General features: G+C 48.5%; 13 protein-coding genes and 1 pseudogene. All 14 read right to left on the bottom strand.

The genetic code is table 11. From position 1 onward, the window contains the following. Positions 1–2 precede the first annotated feature (2 nt). The 14 genes and pseudogenes from ETP43_RS04895 to ETP43_RS04830 all read right to left on the bottom strand — a co-directional run bounded on the left by ETP43_RS04895 (position 3) and on the right by ETP43_RS04830 (position 18,248). Positions 3–686, bottom strand: a complete 684-nt coding sequence (locus tag ETP43_RS04895) for a PilZ domain-containing protein (RefSeq protein WP_129257224.1) — start codon at positions 684–686, stop codon at positions 3–5. Positions 687–693: 7 nt separating this feature from the next. After that, a complete protein-coding gene (locus ETP43_RS04890; RefSeq protein WP_129257223.1) occupies positions 694–1,308 on the bottom strand; it encodes a signal peptidase I in 615 nt (204 codons plus the stop codon). Further along, positions 1,305–3,284 carry a DUF2357 domain-containing protein gene (locus tag ETP43_RS04885; RefSeq protein ID WP_129257222.1) on the bottom strand — a complete coding sequence of 660 codons (1,980 nt, stop codon included), beginning with the start codon at positions 3,282–3,284 and terminating at the stop codon, positions 1,305–1,307. Before ETP43_RS04885 ends, ETP43_RS04890 begins: the two co-directional genes overlap by 4 nt. Positions 3,285–3,318: 34 nt before the next feature. After that, positions 3,319–4,944, bottom strand: coding sequence for a hypothetical protein (locus tag ETP43_RS04880; RefSeq protein WP_129257221.1), 1,626 nt, complete (start codon positions 4,942–4,944; stop codon positions 3,319–3,321). Positions 4,945–4,962: 18 nt separating this feature from the next. After that, on the bottom strand, positions 4,963–5,706 hold the full coding sequence (locus tag ETP43_RS04875; RefSeq protein WP_129257220.1) for a signal peptidase I: 744 nt from the start codon (positions 5,704–5,706) through the stop codon (positions 4,963–4,965). Positions 5,707–5,773: 67 nt separating this feature from the next. Then, entirely contained in the window at positions 5,774–6,580 is an 807-nt protein-coding gene (locus ETP43_RS04870) for a hypothetical protein (RefSeq protein ID WP_129257219.1), read from the bottom strand. Between the two features lie 11 nt (positions 6,581–6,591). Next, positions 6,592–7,437, bottom strand: coding sequence for a hypothetical protein (locus ETP43_RS04865; protein ID WP_129257218.1), 846 nt, complete (start codon positions 7,435–7,437; stop codon positions 6,592–6,594). A gap of 14 nt (positions 7,438–7,451) precedes the next feature. Next, positions 7,452–8,303, bottom strand: coding sequence for a hypothetical protein (locus ETP43_RS04860; RefSeq protein WP_129257217.1), 852 nt, complete (start codon positions 8,301–8,303; stop codon positions 7,452–7,454). A 50-nt stretch (positions 8,304–8,353) separates the two neighbouring features. After that, the gene (locus tag ETP43_RS04855) at positions 8,354–9,250 is read right to left on the bottom strand and encodes a hypothetical protein (RefSeq protein ID WP_129257216.1); all 897 of its coding nucleotides are present in this window, start codon (positions 9,248–9,250) and stop codon (positions 8,354–8,356) included. Positions 9,251–9,399: 149 nt separating this feature from the next. Next, complete coding sequence (locus ETP43_RS04850) at positions 9,400–14,061, bottom strand: PolC-type DNA polymerase III (RefSeq protein WP_243114192.1); 4,662 nt, start codon at positions 14,059–14,061, stop codon at positions 9,400–9,402. A gap of 14 nt (positions 14,062–14,075) precedes the next feature. Further along, a pseudogene (ispG, locus tag ETP43_RS04845) lies at positions 14,076–15,140 on the bottom strand (flavodoxin-dependent (E)-4-hydroxy-3-methylbut-2-enyl-diphosphate synthase); the annotation flags it as partial. A 16-nt stretch (positions 15,141–15,156) separates the two neighbouring features. Continuing rightward, positions 15,157–16,290 (bottom strand): toxic anion resistance protein, encoded by a 1,134-nt coding sequence (locus ETP43_RS04840; protein WP_129257214.1) that lies wholly within the window; start codon positions 16,288–16,290, stop codon positions 15,157–15,159. A 74-nt stretch (positions 16,291–16,364) separates the two neighbouring features. Then, positions 16,365–17,714: a 5-bromo-4-chloroindolyl phosphate hydrolysis family protein gene (locus tag ETP43_RS04835; RefSeq protein ID WP_129257213.1), complete on the bottom strand. Its 1,350-nt coding sequence runs from the start codon at positions 17,712–17,714 to the stop codon at positions 16,365–16,367. A gap of 45 nt (positions 17,715–17,759) precedes the next feature. Then, positions 17,760–18,248, bottom strand: coding sequence for a dihydrofolate reductase (locus ETP43_RS04830; protein ID WP_129257212.1), 489 nt, complete (start codon positions 18,246–18,248; stop codon positions 17,760–17,762). Between the last annotated feature and the right edge of the window lie 113 nt (positions 18,249–18,361).

The raw sequence follows: 18,361 nt of genomic DNA, 5'->3' as shown, positions 1-18,361 counted from the left end.
TCTTACAGTTTATATCTCTTTTTCACATAAGCTACATATTCCTGCATCTGTCTTCTCTCGTCCAGATTGGAGAAACGAAGCTGTGTACCTGCCAGGAAACGGAACGGACCGCCTTTCGGAAGTTCCCTCATCCAGCAGATCGCGCCTACCACTTCATGCTCCGGCTGACCGTCGCTTGCGGTTCCCAGCCGTGGCAGCGTAAAGATACAGCTTTCTCCTACTTCGAACCAGTGGTTCATATATACGGCAAGACCGTTGTTGGAAATATCCATCGTCTCGCCCTGTTCTTTATCGATCTCACCTTCCGAGTTCAGTGCCCAGGTGTCCTGCATATAAGTCACCGGAAGTTCAATCTTCATACGGACATCCCGACGCTGGATAAACTGCCGGTTCTCTGTCACCCGGCGTACCTTCCAGTAGCGGCGGATGCCTTCTTTGACTACATCGTCCACATATCCGGCAACAATCGCCTGTTCTTCGCCTTCTCCGTAGCGAAACAGGATCTTTTTCGTCTCATCTGCAACCAGCGCTTTCCCGTCCACCATAGGAACAGACACAAGAAATGCTGATTCATCCAGCGCTTTATTAAATGTACTTATCATACTGAACTGTGGTTCCTGTCCGGCGGGCACATCAAATGCCATCCGCATCTTGGTTCCATGTTTTATCTGTATATTTCCTGCCATCCTATTTCTACTCCTTGGTTTCTTTCTCTTTTGCCTCTCTGATCTCACGGAGGGCTTCTTTTACCGCCTTCTCCTCTTCCTCCTGTGCCAGCGTATTCGCCAGTTTTGCAGTTTTTACAATATTGCTGATCAAAATGATTGCCAGGGGAATCAGAATGATCGGAATAAAGATCAGAGGATTCGATACCAGACGTGCCAGTTTTCCCAGTACCAGCGATGAGGCAACGACCTTTCCGATCAGATATTTTGCATCCACCGTATAGGCATCCACCACATTGTTGGCATCTCCCTTGGTTGTATAGATCCAGTAATCTCCGTCTTTTTCCACTTCCACCACACGGTGGGTATTGACCGCCCCGTCCAGTGCGGGATCTTTCGAATAAAAAGAAATCACATCATTACTTTTTATTGTATCAGGTTCTACATTTTTCACAAGGATTAATGTATCAATTTTATATTCCGGTTCCATACTTCCCGTCGTGATCCGCAGTACCGTGTACCCGCCGATTTGCGGGGCTTCCCCCGGTTTGGTCAGTACCACGGTAAGCAGTACGACAACCGCCGCGGCTATGACCAGTACCGAGATCAGATTGACCAGTGTAAAAAATATCTTTTTTATCATTTTTTGCGCTCCCGGCGTTCCTGAAGAGCGTTGAGGATGTATTTGGACAGGCTGTTTTTTTCTGCCTTTGCAAGTGCTTTCACTTTCTCTTTTTCCGCCTGCTCGACCGCTTTCTGCGAAGCGGTTTTTACTTCGCTGATGGTCTTTTCCGTGCGTGCATTATTTTCTTCGATCGCTTTTGCCGCTTTTTTCTCTGCCATCTCCACGGATTTACGCGCTTCTTTTCTTGCTTTTTTCGCCTCGTCTTTTGCTTCTTTTGCCGCCTCCTGGGCCTTCTTCTTCTCGTTTTCAAGTTCTGCCAGTTTCCGGCGGAGGCTTTCGGCTTCTTTCTGTGCCGCCTGGAGTTTTTCTATCGCATACTGTTTTTCTTTTTCCAGTTCGGCGTCTGCTTCCCGCTGCACTTTTTCTATGGATTCTTCTTTTTCTTTTCTTGCGTTATCTACGGCTTTCTGACTTTCTGTGCGGATCTTCTCTACGGTCTGATCCCTGTCCTGATTTGCCGCCGAAACCGCTGCCGCTGCTTCTGCTTTTGCCTGTTCCACCTGGGTTTTACAGTCTTTTTTCGCTGTTTCCACGGCATCCGCCGCTTCCGTCTGCGCTTTCTGTACCTGTTCATCCCGGTCTTTTCTGGCTGCCTCGGCGATCTCTGCTGCCTCTTTCTGTGCCATATCCACAACCTTCCGCGCTTCCAGATCTGCCTGTTCCACCGCAGCCTCGGCTTCTTTTCTGGCTGTCTGCTCTTTTTCCAGCTGCGTCTCGATCTCCGTCTTTTCTTCTTCCAGCTGTGCTTTCGTATCTTCCAGGATGCCCAGCTGTTCTGCTGCGGAATCGAGCTGCCACTCCAGATCATTCACGGAATGTTCCAGTTCTTCTCTCTTCTTTGTTTCCTCGGCGAGTTTTTCTTCCGCCTCGATCTGCGCCTGTGTCACTTCTTCCACAAAGACCTTCCGGATCTCCACATCCGGGATATCCCGATCTTCCACGATCTGTTCCTCAATCTTTTTGACGAATTTCGGTTTCACCGGCTCCCGTTTCTCGGTTGCCAGTTCTGTCATATGACGCGGATCAGACTCCAACAGGCTTTTGAATACCGTATAGTTGGTAATCATATTGATATACATCTGTAACAGGTATTCCTCATCGAACTGTAATGTGGAATCCTGTTCTTCGATGGTGTATCCCACTTCGTCATAACTTTCGATGAACTGCCACAGTTTGTAACAGGTCCGGTAATCCGGATCTTTCATCATCAGGTTGGTTCTCTGGATTGGGCTTCGCACCTTGGCACACCCGTTCATGATATCACAGAAAGAACTCGTCCGGAGGATCCTTGACAGTCTCCGCACACGGTCGATTCTTTTGAACAGGTCCATGTTGTCGGTATCATTTTCCACAAGGCTCTGACGGTTTTTGATGGTCATCTCCACTTTATAGGAGATCTCCTCGTAAGCGTCATCCACCTTACTCTCCATGGACATGACATTGCAGGTCTCATCTCCGGTTGACCAGAAGATGACATCCGTTCTCTTATCTACGAATGCAAACAGACGCTGAATCAGATGGTATACAAAACGGTTTTCGTACAGGTCATAGCTTTCTTCCGTCGTTACGTTCAGGATACGGGTCGGCTGGATCTCTCCGTTTTCGTCCGATGCGATAAACTGGGTATTCTGGCTCAGATGCCGCACACTGTCTGCGGTGATCTTCTTTGCCAGAGCAACCGGAACCACCTCCTCGGAGGTCGCGATAAAACGCCGCGGTTTGTCCACAATATTAAAGATTGCTTCGATTCCCTCTTCCACTACGGTAAGCCACCGTTCGTCCACCACTTTGTGAAGTACCCGGTACTGCTGCTGCAGGGTGTTGTTACCCGCCTGCACCATCTCAAACAGATATTGAAAATACCGGTCATCTTCCAGGGCTTCTCCCACCTGGCCTGTGTATTTTTCATATAACTCACTGATCGTGTCTGCCATGTCTTTCTCCTTGCATCTGTCTTTCTCTTAACTGTTAATACAGATTCTGGATTCTTCTCAGATAGCTCTTGCTGTCTTCCATCTCTGTTTTTCCAAATGTTTTATCAATGTAATTGATCAGACCGGTGATCTCATCTCTTACAAAAGTAACGTTCATACTCTCAAATTTTTTCAGTACCTTACGCGCTATGATGTAATCCATACCGCCCAGCTCGGTTCCGCCGCATGCCACGTAAACCGGAATAAAATCGTACATCTGCTTCATGATACGGTTTCCGAAAGAAAGCTTGAATCTGGTGATCAGATAATTGTCCAGTTTCTGCATCTTCTCGAGAACTTCATCGCTGATCGGATACTGTTCTTTCGCTTTCTCGAACAGTTCCTGCAGATGTTCTGCGGTGATGTCGCAGTTCGGTTCCGGATCACACTCGAAAGCATCTGCTCTCTCGTTCAGCTCGATCGGCATCGCACGGTCGTATACCTTATCGGTGATCGTAAAGGTAGAATCATCGTTGTTGGCAGTACCGACAAACCAGGCAGCATCGGATACCTTGATCTTACCGGCATCGAATTTGACCGGATCGCCTTCCCACGCGGTCGGCACCAGATCCAGCACCCACTCGTCCTTGCTTGGCATCTCCAGTACGGACAGCATCTCGGCAAAGTAATACTCGATACGCGCCAGGTTCATCTCGTCCAGTACGATCAGGGTCGGTACCGGTGTATAATTTGCTTCATATAAAGCACGCAGGAATTCGGTTTCGTTGAATCGTTTGGAGAACTCGTTAAAGTAACCAAGTAACTCTGTACGGTCTCGGTAGGACGGCTGTACGGATACGATGGTTGCCGGATTCTCCATATATCGGCTGAAGGAATACGGCAGACTGGTTTTACCGGTACCGGAGATACCTTCCAAGATCAGCAACTTACTTGAAGCCATACCTGCAACGAATCTGCGGACGATCTCCGGCGTATAGTACAGTCCCATCTGACTTGCCGCAAATCTCCGGAAGCCTTCCACAAAGTCTTCCAGTGAGATCTCGGTGTCAAATACCGGATACTGATAATCTTCGTATTTTTCATCCACAAGGGACAGTTTCGGAAAACGATGGGTAATTTTTGCAGCCACCTTGTCGGCAATCACAGATACCGGAACCGGCGCACCGGATGCTGCCACCGCTGTTGCCGCTGCCTCTGCTGCTTTCTGCGGATCTGTGACATTTTCCACGGTCGGTATCTCATCATCCGTAAGCGCGGAAGCTCCCATATACGGGATTCTCTCCGTACCGCCCATCGCATTGACTTTCAGTGCCAGAATGCTGTTCTTTTCTTCCATCAGATCCAGCACCTGTTTGTTCAGTCTTCCGATCTCTTTGTACAGAACTTCGTTATCTACGTTATCTACTTTCAGCTGATGGCGCAGGATTGCCCGACGTACCAGCAGAATGATTGCAACAATCGGAATCGCCGCAAGTATCAGCATCAGTAATACTGATAAGATCTTTCCAACGATACTCAGCGTCGGAAAATAGGTTTTAAAAATCATGAAATATTCTGCCCAGCCTGTAATCAGCAATTTCAGGGAAGCTGCCAGCCAGGAGACAATATTATAAACAACCTGTGACAGAAGTTCATAAGCAAACTTCAAAAACTCACTCACGGCTTTTCCCTCCCTGTTTTATTTTTCTTTCTCAGACTCTTTTTTTGCTTTTTCCAGTTCTTCTTTCGCCTGAGCACGAAGTGCTTCCGCTTCTTCTTTCATTCTTCTCGCTTCTTCGAGTGCTTCCTGCGCGGACTGTACTTCACTGGCAGCCGCCTCGGCACCGGTATTTTTTGCAGCTTCGATCTCTTTTGCAGTCTCAACTGCCATTGCTTTTTTCAGTCTTACACTGATCATGATCAGATTGTATACCTGATAGATGAAGAACAGAAGCATCGGAAGTACGATGATGATCAGGAATCCGGTACTGCTTGACAGGAAATCCATCAGGGTTCCGGCTTTTGCAATATGCCCTACATATTTACCGACGATATCTCCGTCAGAGATCATATGCTGATCGGCGATTCCATCGTTGTTATCACCGATGGTGGTGAAGGTTCTTGCCTCTCCGTTGGATTCGATTTTCTGGATTCTATGGGTATTCAGTGCATATTCGTTGTCAATAATGGTATGGAAGGTGATGATATCTCCTTCTTTTAATTTTGAAGTGTCGCATTTATGTATGAAGATCAGGTCTCCTTTTTCGAAGGTCGGCGCCATGGAATCTGACTGGACTACCATCGGGGTATATCCCAGCAGACTGGACACATTCTGCTCGTCTCTTGTCGCCATCGTTGTAAATGCATATAACGCTGCCACCAGGATGATCACCCATAACAGGATGCTGACAACGATCGTTCCTACTCGTTTTACTGCTTTCATTCCTTTTTTTCTCCCTTGTTGTGTGTTTTCTTTTTTTCTTATAAGTATCTATCTTTAATAGCTTCTGCTATGAATTCTCTGAAAATGGTTTGTTATCCTCTGTGGTTCCGGTAAATCGAAGCCGGATAGCATAATCTGCTGATTTGAGGGAATCCGTACATGCCGGATCCGTTCCTTCCATCCAGATATGTACCTGAATGGCTTTGTCCGTCTCTTTTTTCAGAGAGAACATCGTGTTGGTATCGGTCAGCTTCATCGCGGAAGCAGACGGAAGTCCGAATGTTTTTACCTTGCCGGATCCGCTCGCCGTATCTCCCATGCCCGGATCGTAGATCCAGGTGGTATCGCCCTCGGTAAGGGCGATCCGCATCGCCTGCGGAAGTTCCGGATTCTTCGACAGGATCGCTGTTCCATCCTGCTGCCCGTCACCACTGTTTGCACTCGTCAGATGGACGATCATATCCTCCGCTGCCATAAAGTGCAGGGTAAATTCCAGATAGGCGCCGCTTCTCGGATCTGCCACCGAACCGTTCTCAAACGTAAAGGTGGACTGGTCGGAAGTCGTCACCGGCTGGAGCGGTGTATCCAGAAAAGAAAATCCTTTCTCCTGCTGGATCCTGTTTCCAATCTGTCGGAAAGACAGTGTTTTTACATATTGATCGATGGTACTGTGCGCATCCAGATCCATACGAAGGGATACATCCGCCATGATATCCAGGCTCATCGTTCGTACTCTTGTATTGTCCGCAATCGAGAACCAGGCAACCGTTGCCGCCGTCACACCTACCAGTGCCAGCATCGACAGCAGGATGGAGATGTACATTCTTTTTTTCACGGTAAGGGTTCCTTTTTTCTCTTGCTCGTTCTGTTTCATGTCTGACCCTCCTACTGGCTGATAACACCATAAAATGCCAGAAACAGGTCTGCCTGTTTCAGTGTGATCGACTCGGAGCAGTCCGGATCGCATCCTTCCAGATAGAAATAGATATCTACCGGATAGATCGTATTCAGTTCCATACTGTACAGCGCATTCTGCGGTACCTGGATCCCGTTATTTTCAAAAGTCACGGTATAATCCTCCGCGGAAGCACCCGGGTCGGTGACAGGACTTACGGAACCGCCGGAAGAATGAAGCACCTGATTTGCTCCCAGCGTCTGTCCGTTTACCACGGTGTGAAGCACCTGATTTGCGGAAGCATTGCTACTCTCACTTAACTTCAGGATCACCGGTGAACCTCCGTCAAATTTCAGTCCCAGTCTGGCGGCATTGAGCATCGTTCCGTCGACGTCGCTGCCCAGAATATCATCGCTCTGATCCAGATACAGGTTCAGTTTTGTTCCGCTGTCCCATCCGCTTCCCACGGCCCGCAGATACACTCTTCCATGATAATAATACTGTTCATTCTCCACCTGACGGAATACCGTTGCCTGTCCATCCTGTGTGAACGGTACATAGACAAAGTTCGTCAGGTCATCGGTGGAAACCGGCATGAGATCTCCCGCATCCGTCTGATTCACCTGCTGGATCGGAACGCTCTCCTGACTCTGAAAACTGCTTCCGCCGTATGCACTGATCTGTAATTCCAGTTTTTCTTCTCCTGTCCTCGCTGTTGCCACACTGGTCTCTACTTCCCGGTTGGCAGTGAACCATGCATAGGTAGATGCCAGAAGTGCCATCATCGCAAACACGGTGGTAATCACCTGAAACCAGGTTTTAAAACTGCGCCACATGACTCTTCTCCTTTCTAACTCTGCTGTACATCCACACCGGCAAATGCTAGTTTGATCTCTGTATTTCTGTTCTGTACCGGGTTGGAACACTGGTCATCGCATCCCTCCAGATACAGCCAGTATTCTACCGTCGCGATCTCGTCCGCATTCATCTGCACCACAATTTTATTTCCTGCCTGGTACGCACCGTCCGAACTGCCTTTTTCCGCCATATAATCTCCGATATTTTCCGCCGGATCTGTCGTGTAGGACGGCTGACCGCTCTGGGGAATCGATGATACGACCGAATTCGCTGCCGATATGGTTCTCACCGACTGTGCGCCAGAGGTGGAACCAAGATCGTCGAGTTTCCAGATCCAGGTCTTTGTTCCCGTATGGGACGTGATCTTCATTCCCAGTCGCATAGCCGCAAGTGCCTGACTGTCCGATCCGAGATTCAGTTCTTCCGGATTAAAATACACATCACAGGCTCCGCCTTCGCATTTCAGATAAACCGTTCCATGAAGCAGCTTGTCTGTCAGGCTGCTGTCGACACTTTTATATAGAAGGGAAATTCCCTCTTTGTTCTGTGCCGTCGCCTGATAAAAATTTTCCAGATTGGCAGTAGAGACCGGCTGCAGCGCATCCGGGTTGGCATCGAGCACCAGATTACAGGACTTTTCAAACGGTCCTGACCGGGCTGCCGAGATCAGCAAAGATCCGTTTCCGTCGCTGACCGTTCCGCTGACCGGTGTTACGTTGGTAGAGGATATACCGGAAAGAGTAAACCAGGCAAATGTCGTACCGCTGGCAACAACCAGCAGGAACAGTAACCATATGACTGCTTTCGCAAACGATTTTTTCAGCTGCTGCGCATCTGTTTGCATTACATATTTCCCCTCTTTGTTCCTTTTCTTTTGTTTTTTAACATTTTTCTTTATTGTACCATACCTGCAAAGGAAATTGCCAGTTTTTGCAGGGTCTGATCGCAAAGATTTGAGGTGCAGTCCTCATCACACCCCTCCAGCCAGATATACACATCCACCTGAACAGGTGTTCCCCGTGCACCGTCACTACCTCCTGTCACCGTACACAATTTTGTGGATTTCGCTTTCAGCGTGGTTTCTCCGGTTGTCTCATCGTAATTACAGTAATTTGCCTTCGTATATAAGGTATAATCACTGGTGGTATTGCCGTCTTTATCCAGCACATACCCTTCCTCACCGGTGGACGTATTGTATTCTGCCTCCGGATTCTTCGCATCGCTGATCGCGTAAATGTATTCATTTTGTATTGCATCTGTCCGTCCCGGCTGATGTACCACAAAACCGACACGGATCGCCGATGAGATCGGCGCTTCCTCACTGCTGTCTTCGAATGTGATATCCGAAATATACACATCCGTGCTCTCTCCGTTGCTTCGCAGATAGAGGCTGGTCTTATAATAGTCCTTGTATTTATCGCTGTACTCCGCATCTCCAAACAGATTGGCTACCAGGTTCGGCTGATTTTCCTTTCCGTTGGTAAAGCCGAACACCTTTCGAAATCCGTCCTGGATACGGTTTGTGGATACCGGATTCAGTTTTCCGGTAAAACTCTCCAGCATGGTGGACGATTTGTATGCGGTTTCGTCATCGTATTTGTTACTGATCTGGAGATTGATTCCCGTACCGGCAGCCATACGCACCTTCGTCGTATGCCGGCCGGTATTGTATACATACCATGCATATGTGGCTGCCATCGCTGCCAGCAGCGCGATAAAAAAGACCAGAACCGCAACAGTGAATCTTCCTTTCAGCTGTTTCGCATTATTCCCCTGTTCTGCTGTATTCATACTCGTAATACGCGGTTTCTCCCTTTCTATGTTTTCGTAACGGTTTCAGCCGTTTGTCAATTACTTTTTCCCTTCTGAAACCTTTTTATGATATCATGCTAATATTTTCTTTTCAATTACATATTTTGCTTTCAATTACTTTTTTCTGTTTATTGAAAATCAAACAGCGAAATCTGGTTCGATTCCGGGATATCGCCGAAAATATGCAGGTCATCCATAAAGTCGATAACGCTCTTGCTGACCTTTGTCCGCTGCCGGAAATCATCTTTCGACAAAAACTGTCCGTCACGCGCCGCAAGCACTACCGCGTCAGCCGCCTTATCTCCCAGTCCTTCGATGCTGTCCAGCGCCGGCATCAGCTTGCCGTCCACAACCTGGAACCGGTGTGCCTGTGCCTTGTAAAGATCCACCTCCGTAAACGAAAATCCTCTCGCATACATCTCCTGCACGATTTTCATATCTTTTACGGTATCCTGTTCTTTCTTCGTCAGTGTGTCGCTCCGCTTCTTATAATCTGCCATATAATATTCCAGACGCTCCCGTCCCATACACATCAGTTCATAGGAAAATGCAGAAGCACGGATGCTGAAATAAGCCGCATAATAAGCCAGCGGATAAAAGATCTTATAGTACGCGATCCGGTACGCCATCATAACGTACGCCGCCGCATGCGCTTTCGGGAACATGTATTTGATCTTCTTACACGACCAGATATACCAGTCCGGCACATCGTGGGCTTTCATCTCCTCTTCCCACTCCGGTTTCAGTCCCTTACCCTTACGGACACTCTCCATGATGGTAAACGAAAGCTCACTCTCCAGTCCCTTGTTGATCAGATAGATCATGATATCGTCACGGGTACAGATCGCCGTGGAAATCGTCGCCTTTCCTTCCTCGATCAGCGTCTGTGCATTGCCCAGCCATACATCCGTACCATGCGACAGACCGGAAATACGGATCAGATCGGAAAATGAGGTCGGTTTGGTATCCAGAAGCATCTGGATAACGAAATCCGTACCAAACTCCGGGATGCCAAGACACCCCAGCGGGCATCCGCCGATATCTTCCGGTGTGATTCCCAGTGCCTCCGTACTCTTAAATAACGACATGACGCTCTGATCATCCAGCGGTACCTGCTGTGCATCAAAATGTGTGATATCTTCCAGCATACGGATCATAGTCGGATCATCGTGTCCCAGAATATCCAGCTTCAGCAGGTTCGCGTCGATGGAATGGTAATCAAAATGCGTCGTGATAATATCGGTATTCACATCATTTGCCGGATGCTGTACCGGGGTGAAGGAATTGATATCTTCACCGAACGGAAGAACGATGATACCGCCCGGATGCTGTCCGGTGGTTCGCCGGATACCCGTACATCCCTGTACGATCCGGTCGATCTCGCAGTTTCGCTTGTGCACGCCACGCTCTTCGTAATAATTTTTCACATAACCGAACGCTGTCTTATCCGCCAGCGTACCGATGGTTCCGGCACGGAAGGTCTGTCCCGCACCGAAGATAACCTCTGTATATTTGTGTGCCTTACTCTGGTACTCACCGGAGAAATTCAGGTCGATATCCGGCTCCTTGTTTCCCTTAAATCCAAGGAACGTCTCAAACGGAATATCAAATCCCATCTTCTTTAACGGTTTTCCGCACCGCGGGCATACCTTATCCGGCATGTCACAACCGGCACGACCGGAGTATTCTTTCACTTCGTCCGAGTCAAAATCCACATAATAGCACTCGCCGCACAGATAATGCGGGCTCAGCGGATTTACCTCCGTGATTCCCGCCATCGTGGCAACAAAAGAAGAACCTACCGATCCTCGGGAACCTACCAGATAGCCGTCCTCGTTGGATTTCCACACCAGTTTCTGTGCGATGATGTACATAACGGCATACCCGTTGGAGATGATGGAGTTCAGCTCCCTCTCCAGACGCGCCGATACGATTTCCGGAAGATCGGGTCCGTAGATCGCATGTGCCTCGTTATAACAGATATCACGGAGCATCTGGTCTGAATTTTCAATGACCGGCGGGAATTTACCGTCTCGGATCGGGCAGACGCGGTCACACACATCCGCGATCTTGTTCGGGTTTGTGATGACAACCTCTTCCGCCTTCTCCGCTCCCAGATATTCGAATTCTTTTAACATTTCTTCTGTGGTCCGCAGATACAGCGGCGCCTGATCATCCGCATCACTGAATCCTTTTCCGGTCATGATGATTCTTCGGTAAACTTCATCCTCCGGATCAATAAAATGCACATCGCAGGTCGCAACCACCGGTTTCTGGAACTGTTCACCAAGCTTTACGATCCGCCGGTTCAGATCCCGCAGATCTTCCTCGCAGGTTACATTGTCCCGGTTTTCGTCCCGCACCATGAACATGTTATTGCCGATCGGCTGGATCTCCAGATAATCGTAGAATTCTACCAGACGGGCAATCTCCGATTCCGGCTCATCCCTTAAAATCGCCTGGAACAGTTCTCCCGCCTCGCAGGCAGATCCGATCATCAGCCCTTCTTTGTATTGCAGATAGACACTCTTCGGGATCCTCGGCCGCCGGTTATAATACTCCAGATGGGATTTTGACACCAGACGATACAGGTTCACACGTCCCACCTCGCTGGTTGCCAGAATGATCGCGTGATAGGTCGGCAGTTTTTTGATCGTATGCTCCGAGAGTTTTCCCGCCTCATTTAACGCATCCAGATCAAAGATGTCTCGTTCTTTGCACATTTTAATGAATTTTACAAAAATTTCCGCCGTACATGCCGCATCGTCCACCGCGCGGTGATGGTTCAGCAGGGAAATATTCAGCGCCTTCGCCACTGTATCCAGCTTGAACCGGTTCAGTCCCGGCAGAAGCATCCGGGCAAGACCTACTGTATCCACATAGGTAAATTCCTGTTCGATGCCAAGCCGCTTGCAGTTTTCGATGATAAAACTCATATCAAATCCGGCATTGTGTGCCACCATGACCGCACCTTTGGAAAATTCCAGGAATTTCGGCAGCACGTCTTCGATCGTCTCCGCGTCCACCACCATGCTGTCATTGATGCTGGTCAGCTGCTCGATCTTAAATGGAATCGGCACCTGCGGATTGACAAAGACGGAAAAACGATCCACGATAGAACCCTTTTCCACACGCACCGCACCGATCTCGATGATCCGGTTTGCCACCGGACTGAAACCGGTTGTCTCGATATCAAATACGACATATGACTCATCCAAACTCTGCCCCTTGCTTCCGGTGACCATGCCTTTCACATCATCTACCAGATATGCCTCCACGCCGTAAATGACTTTAAACGGCGGATAGACCTGTTTCATCTCATCCTTCGTCGCCTCCGGATGATCTTTCTGGTACTGTTTGCGGTAATCGCTGACGATATCGTCATACGCATGGTTTGCCTCCGGGAAGGACTGTACCACCCCGTGATCTGTGATTGCGATGGCTGGATGTCCCCATTTGTAGGCGCGTTTTACCAACACACTCGCATCGGTAACGCCATCCATATCACTCATCTTTGTATGGCAGTGCAGTTCCACACGTTTTTCCGGGCTGTTGTCCATCCGGCTGGTGGTAAAATCACTGATTTTCTTGATGCCCGCCAGGGAACCGATCGTGATTTCATGGTCGAACTTGTCGATCGTGGTCACACCTTTCAGCTTCAGAAAAGCACCTTTTTTGATCGCACCGCTGATCTCCGGCACCTGCTCGTTGTGCAGGAACATCTTTACCGTGATCGTGTCGGTAAAGTCTGTGATGTTGAACATGTAGATGGTCTTCTCGTTTCGGATCTCTCTGGCTTCCACGGAGGTTACCTGTCCACGGATCGTGATCTCACCCATCTCTCCGGCAATGGAATCAATCGTGATCGCATCATCGTCAAAATCTCTTCCGTAGATCACATCCGGGTTGTCCGAACGTTTCAGCGGGCGCGGACCATCACCATAACGGCCTTTCTGGAAATTGCCGCGACCGCTGTTTCTTCCACCGTTCCGATCCCGGAAGCCGCCTTTGTTCGCATCTTTCCCTTTTCCTGCCGCAGCTGCCGGCTGTTTTCCACCGTCCGCACCGATTTTCTGTGGTGCGTTCCCCTGTGGTTTCTGTTCTTTTCCATCGGCTCCGATCACCCGGTCTTCGGCAAACGGGGCTTCCACACCCTGCCCGGACAGATCTTCCTCTGCATCCCTGTCACGGTTTTTGTTACCGACTTTGGAATGTAACAGAATCTGTCTGGCTTCCTCCTGGATCCGCAGTTCACTGTTCTTTCTGCTCTTACTTTCCACCGGTTTCCGATACGCCGGATGTACTTTCAGGTTAAAACCACAGCGTTCACAGAAAATCTTTTCCAGCACCCGCACCAGTTCGTGCTCCCGGTCTCTCGCGATCACTGAATCGTTCATCACCAGATCCATCGTCTCCGGATCGCTGAATGTGATTTGTGCGGTATAAAACATGTTATATTCCAGTGCACTGTACTGCTTTAATTCCAGCAGAATACTCTGGCGGTACACATCCAGGAAATTTTCCGGCGTATACTGGCTGGAGAGTTGGAATTTTTCGATAATTTTCACCTGCAGAGGTGCATTGGCAAAAAACTGTTCTTTGATCGCCGCTTCCAGATGATAAATATGCTTTTTATGAATCCACTGCCTACTCAGAACATAAACCCGCAGACAGTCCTTCTGCGGGTTTATCGCTACTTTCATTACTTTTACTTCCCCCAGCAGGCTTTCCAGTTCCGGATCCACCTTCAACTGGGGAAATACATCTAAAAATTCTTTTTCTGTCATCATGTCTCATTCACCACTTATGCATTCCAGTGAAGTAACTCATCCCGGAGTGTCTCCAAAAGCTGATCCTCCGGTACTTTTTTGATAATCTCTCCTTTTTTGATCAGAAGTCCCACACCTTTTCCTCCGGCGATTCCGATATCCGCTTCCTTCGCTTCTCCCGGTCCGTTTACCACGCAGCCCATAACAGCCACTTTGATATTCAGAGGAATATCCTGTACCATATCTTCTACTTTGTTGGCAAGACCGATCAGATCGATCTGCGTTCTTCCGCAGGTCGGACAGGATACCACTTCGATGCCGCCGTTTCGGAGTCCCAGTGTCTTCAGGATCCGTTTGGCGGATTTGACTTCTTCGAGCGGATCTCCGGTCAGGGATACACGGATTGTATCGCCGATGCCCTGATAGAGAATGATGCCGAGTCCTACGGCAGACTTGATATTTCCGGAAAACAGGGTTCCCGCCTCGGTGATTCCCACATGGAGCGGATAATCGGTCTTTTGGGCAATCAGTTCGTGTGCTTTTGCACACATCAGAACATCCGAAGATTTGATGCTGATCACCAGCTGATCGTAACCCATATCCTCAATGATCTTTACTTTGTCAAGCGCGCTCTCCACCAGACCTTCTGCGGTCACACCGTGGTACTTTTCCACCAGTTCTTTCTCGAGAGAACCGCTGTTTACACCGACACGGATCGGAATCTGGCGTTCTTTCGCCACATCGACCACCGCCTGGATGCGCTCCCGGCTTCCGATATTGCCCGGATTGATACGGATCTTGTCCGCACCGTTTTCCATCGCTGCGATCGCCAGTTTATAATCAAAATGAATGTCTGCCACCAGCGGGATATGGATCTGTTTTTTTATCTCCCCCAGTGCTTTTGCGGCCTCCATCGTAGGCACAGCACAGCGGATGATCTGACATCCCGCCTTCTCCAGTGCCAGAATCTGTGCGACCGTTGCCGCCACATCTTCTGTTTTTGTATTCGTCATCGACTGGATCAGTACCGGATGACCGCCGCCGATCACCTGATTTCCGATTTTAATTGTTTTTGTATGTTCGCGATACATTGCTGCACCTTCCTTTTTTTGTTTATTATCGAATTTCCAGCAGTTTGTTTTTCAGTTCATCTTCCATCTTGCGAAGTTCCACTTCTGCTGCCTGCCGTTTCACTCTGCCGTCTGCCTGGATCTGCATCACTTCATCCAGTGTGGAGATCAGGGATGCATTTGTATTCTGCAGGGTTTCCAGATCTACGATACCGCGCTCGGATTCTTTTGCAGCTTCCACGGATGCCACTTTCAGCACTTCTGCATTCTTTCTTAACAGGTCGTTGGTCATATCCGTAACCTGACGCTGTGCTTTCGCTGCCTGAGACGCATGTTCCACACCGAGTGCCAGAACCATCTGACTCTTCCACAGCGGAATCGTGTTGACTACGGTTGTCTGGATCTTTTCTACCATCATGGTATCACTGTTTTGTACCAGACGGATCTGCGGTGCGGTCTGGATCGAGATCATCCGGGTCAGTTCCAGATCATGGATCTTCTTTTCGAAGCGGTCACACAGTCCAACCAGATCTTTGACTGCCTGTGCGTCCTCCGGCTGTCCACTCGCCTGTGCTTTCGCCATGAGCTGCGCCAGTTCGGTGGTCTTTACTTCTTCCAGTTTCTTCTTTCCTGCCAGAATATACATGGAAAGTTCTTTAAAATAAAGCAGGTTCTGCTCATACATATGATCCAGCATCGCCACATCTTTCATCAGTTGTGTCTGATGATTTTCCAGTGCGGTACAGATCTTTTCCACATTATTTTCTACTTTTTCGTATTTTGTCTTCATCGTGGTGATCTTATCCACCGGTTTCTTTAAGAAAGAGAAAAATCCTTTTTCTTCTTCCTGTGCGTCAAAACTTTTCAGTTCCGTCACCACATTGCTCAGCATATCGCCCACAGATCCCAGATCTTTGGTCTTTACATTTTCCAGTGCTTTCTCGGAAAAATCAGCCATCTTTTTCTGGGTTCCCGCACCATACTGCAGGATGCCGTTGGTATTGCGAATGTCGATCTGTTTCGCGAAGCTTTCCACCATCTGACGCTCTTTATCATTTAACATGCTGTCGTCCAGTTCCGCTTTTTCTTCCTGTACCGGAACGACCGGAGCTTTCTCCTCCGGCACCGGAGCCGGATCAAAGGTCAGGGTTGGCATCTCCATCTCATCTAAGGTACTCATATTTGTTCCTCCTCATCTCTTCTCTGCATATTCAGATTCTTTTTTCCCGTTGCCGACAAATGCATTTTCATTCTTTACTGCTGTTTTCTGTCTTCCGCACTCTGTTCAAAGGCTCCTTTTGTCAGTCCTTCCTGTGCAAACATCGAATGTAATACGGAAATATCCGAAGAAATGTCCATCGCACGCTCTTCAAAGAAGCTGTTCAACAGTTTTTCAAATGCCTGGTTGATCGTATCCAGGGTGTCTTCAATCTCTTTTTTGGTCTTTTCGTTCTGCTCCGTCCGGAAACTGTCCAGTTCGATTTCCCGGTAAGCATCCACCAGTTTTCTTGTCGTCGGCAGATAATAGTTCATAAATCTGCGAAGATCAGAAGCCAGATCCGGCTGTTTTTCCACTTCCTGGAAGATCCGGGTGATAATCGCCTCAAGGCGGCTCAGCTTTCTTGTGATCTCTTCTCCCGGAAGGTCGTCGTTACATTTGCGGATATAGGCAATGTATTCCTGTCCTTCTTCAAGGATCTTTCTGCACTCTTCCGGCATCCGGGAGCGCTGTTCTTTCTGTTTCTGCTGTTGCAGCTGTACCGTTTTCGCCTGTTCTTCGGTCTCAAGATACTGCTGATACATCGCATCCGTGACGATCAGACAGGTTTCTTTCTGATCCAGATGTCCCTGCCGGAACATTTTTTTATCGATCATCAGTTTCAGATCTTTGCGGACTTTTTCTTCTGTCTTTCCGGTCTTATCTGCCAGTTCTTTGATGTTGCAGTATGCCCGGTCACCGATCTGCTGTACATACTGCCGGAATCTTTTTACACGACCGCGGAGTACAGATCCGGTGATTCCCATGCCGAGACTTCCCGCTGTGATCACTCCCAGAATAGAGGTTCCGATAATTTCCGGTGCATGCGGAAAGATCGCTGTCACGATTCCCATAATGATCGTACTGAGTGCAAATACCCCGGTCAGAGAATATCCGGTGATGGCAAGAACCGTTCCTGTGATTCTTCCCGGCGGATTCGGTGAATAAATTGCAGGCAGCTGTTTTCCCTGCTGCGCCTGCTTCCATGCTCCCGATTGATACGCCGGTGCCTGATTTTTTCCATAGTTTTTCCGGTATGTCACCTCAGTTTTTCGCCATCCGGTGCTTCCCGACTCTCTCCAGGCTTCTTTCCACTCCCGCTGCGCGGTCTGCATGCCTTCCTTGAAGCCTTCCTGCAAGCCGTTTCCTGCCTGCCGCATGCCCTCTTTGAAGCCATTTTGCAGTTTTCCGCCCATATTGTACACTTCCTGTACGGATGCGCTGACCGTCTTTCGAACCTGTTCGTTTAACTGCTGATAGTCCCCGCTGTTGATGGCATCCTGGACAACTTTCATAAAGTCGCTTTCCTTGTTGTTTTTCTGATCCTGCCAGTCATTTTTTTCCATGTTGACCTACTGTCCTCCTGGTCCTTCCTGTTACTTTTTGTATTTTTACTTTCTCTCGTATTTTACGAAGGTATACTCCAGATCAAAATATGTCTGTTCATCGCTGGATGCCGTAATCTCCCACGCCGGATCCGCGTCTAGATTTGGGAAATGGGTGTCCGCCTCAAATGCGAAATCAATCTTTGTCACATGTGCCACGTTGCAATATGGAAGCATTTCTTCATAAACTCTTCCACCGCCGAGCACATAAATCTCTTCGTCATCGTAATTTTTCAGTTCTTCTAACAGCTCGTCGATGCTGTGCACGATCACTGCATCTTTCACCTGGTAGTTTTTGTCACTGGTCAGTACCACGTTGGTTCTGTTTTTTAAAGGCAGTCCGTTCGGAAAGCTCTCGAGTGTCTTTCTTCCCATGACAACGACTTTTCCCATGGTTTCCTGACGGAAAAATTTCATATCGGAAGGGATGCTCACCAGAAGTTTGTTATCTTTTCCGATGCCCCAGTTTTTATCTGCTGCTACAATAAGATTCATTGTTTTTCTCCTGTCTTATACATTTCTCACTTTCACCCGAAAATCCGTTCTTTCTTTATGATTCCGGGGGAAATTCTGTTCTTTTTCTCGTAATTTCTGCAAACCTGCTACAG

The sequence above is a fragment of the Blautia faecicola genome, from assembly GCF_004123145.1.
Taxonomy (GTDB): domain Bacteria; phylum Bacillota; class Clostridia; order Lachnospirales; family Lachnospiraceae; genus Oliverpabstia; species Oliverpabstia faecicola.
The sequence above is the reverse complement of the archived record's forward strand: the minus strand, read 5'-3'. Positions and strand labels throughout refer to the sequence as shown.

Bases quoted from the DNA above. Each gene is read 5' to 3' on its own strand.
- ETP43_RS04895 (WP_129257224.1), bottom strand. From the start codon at position 686: ATGGCAGGAAATATACAGATAAAACATGGAACCAAGATGCGGATGGCA.
- ETP43_RS04890 (WP_129257223.1), bottom strand. From the start codon at position 1,308: ATGATAAAAAAGATATTTTTTACACTGGTCAATCTGATCTCGGTACTG.
- ETP43_RS04885 (WP_129257222.1), bottom strand. From the start codon at position 3,284: ATGGCAGACACGATCAGTGAGTTATATGAAAAATACACAGGCCAGGTG.
- ETP43_RS04875 (WP_129257220.1), bottom strand. From the start codon at position 5,706: ATGAAAGCAGTAAAACGAGTAGGAACGATCGTTGTCAGCATCCTGTTA.
- ETP43_RS04870 (WP_129257219.1), bottom strand. From the start codon at position 6,580: ATGAAACAGAACGAGCAAGAGAAAAAAGGAACCCTTACCGTGAAAAAA.
- ETP43_RS04865 (WP_129257218.1), bottom strand. From the start codon at position 7,437: ATGTGGCGCAGTTTTAAAACCTGGTTTCAGGTGATTACCACCGTGTTT.
- ETP43_RS04860 (WP_129257217.1), bottom strand. From the start codon at position 8,303: ATGCAAACAGATGCGCAGCAGCTGAAAAAATCGTTTGCGAAAGCAGTC.
- ETP43_RS04855 (WP_129257216.1), bottom strand. From the start codon at position 9,250: ATGAATACAGCAGAACAGGGGAATAATGCGAAACAGCTGAAAGGAAGA.
- ETP43_RS04850 (WP_243114192.1), bottom strand. From the start codon at position 14,061: ATGATGACAGAAAAAGAATTTTTAGATGTATTTCCCCAGTTGAAGGTG.
- ETP43_RS04840 (WP_129257214.1), bottom strand. From the start codon at position 16,290: ATGAGTACCTTAGATGAGATGGAGATGCCAACCCTGACCTTTGATCCG.
- ETP43_RS04835 (WP_129257213.1), bottom strand. From the start codon at position 17,714: ATGGAAAAAAATGACTGGCAGGATCAGAAAAACAACAAGGAAAGCGAC.
- ETP43_RS04830 (WP_129257212.1), bottom strand. From the start codon at position 18,248: ATGAATCTTATTGTAGCAGCAGATAAAAACTGGGGCATCGGAAAAGAT.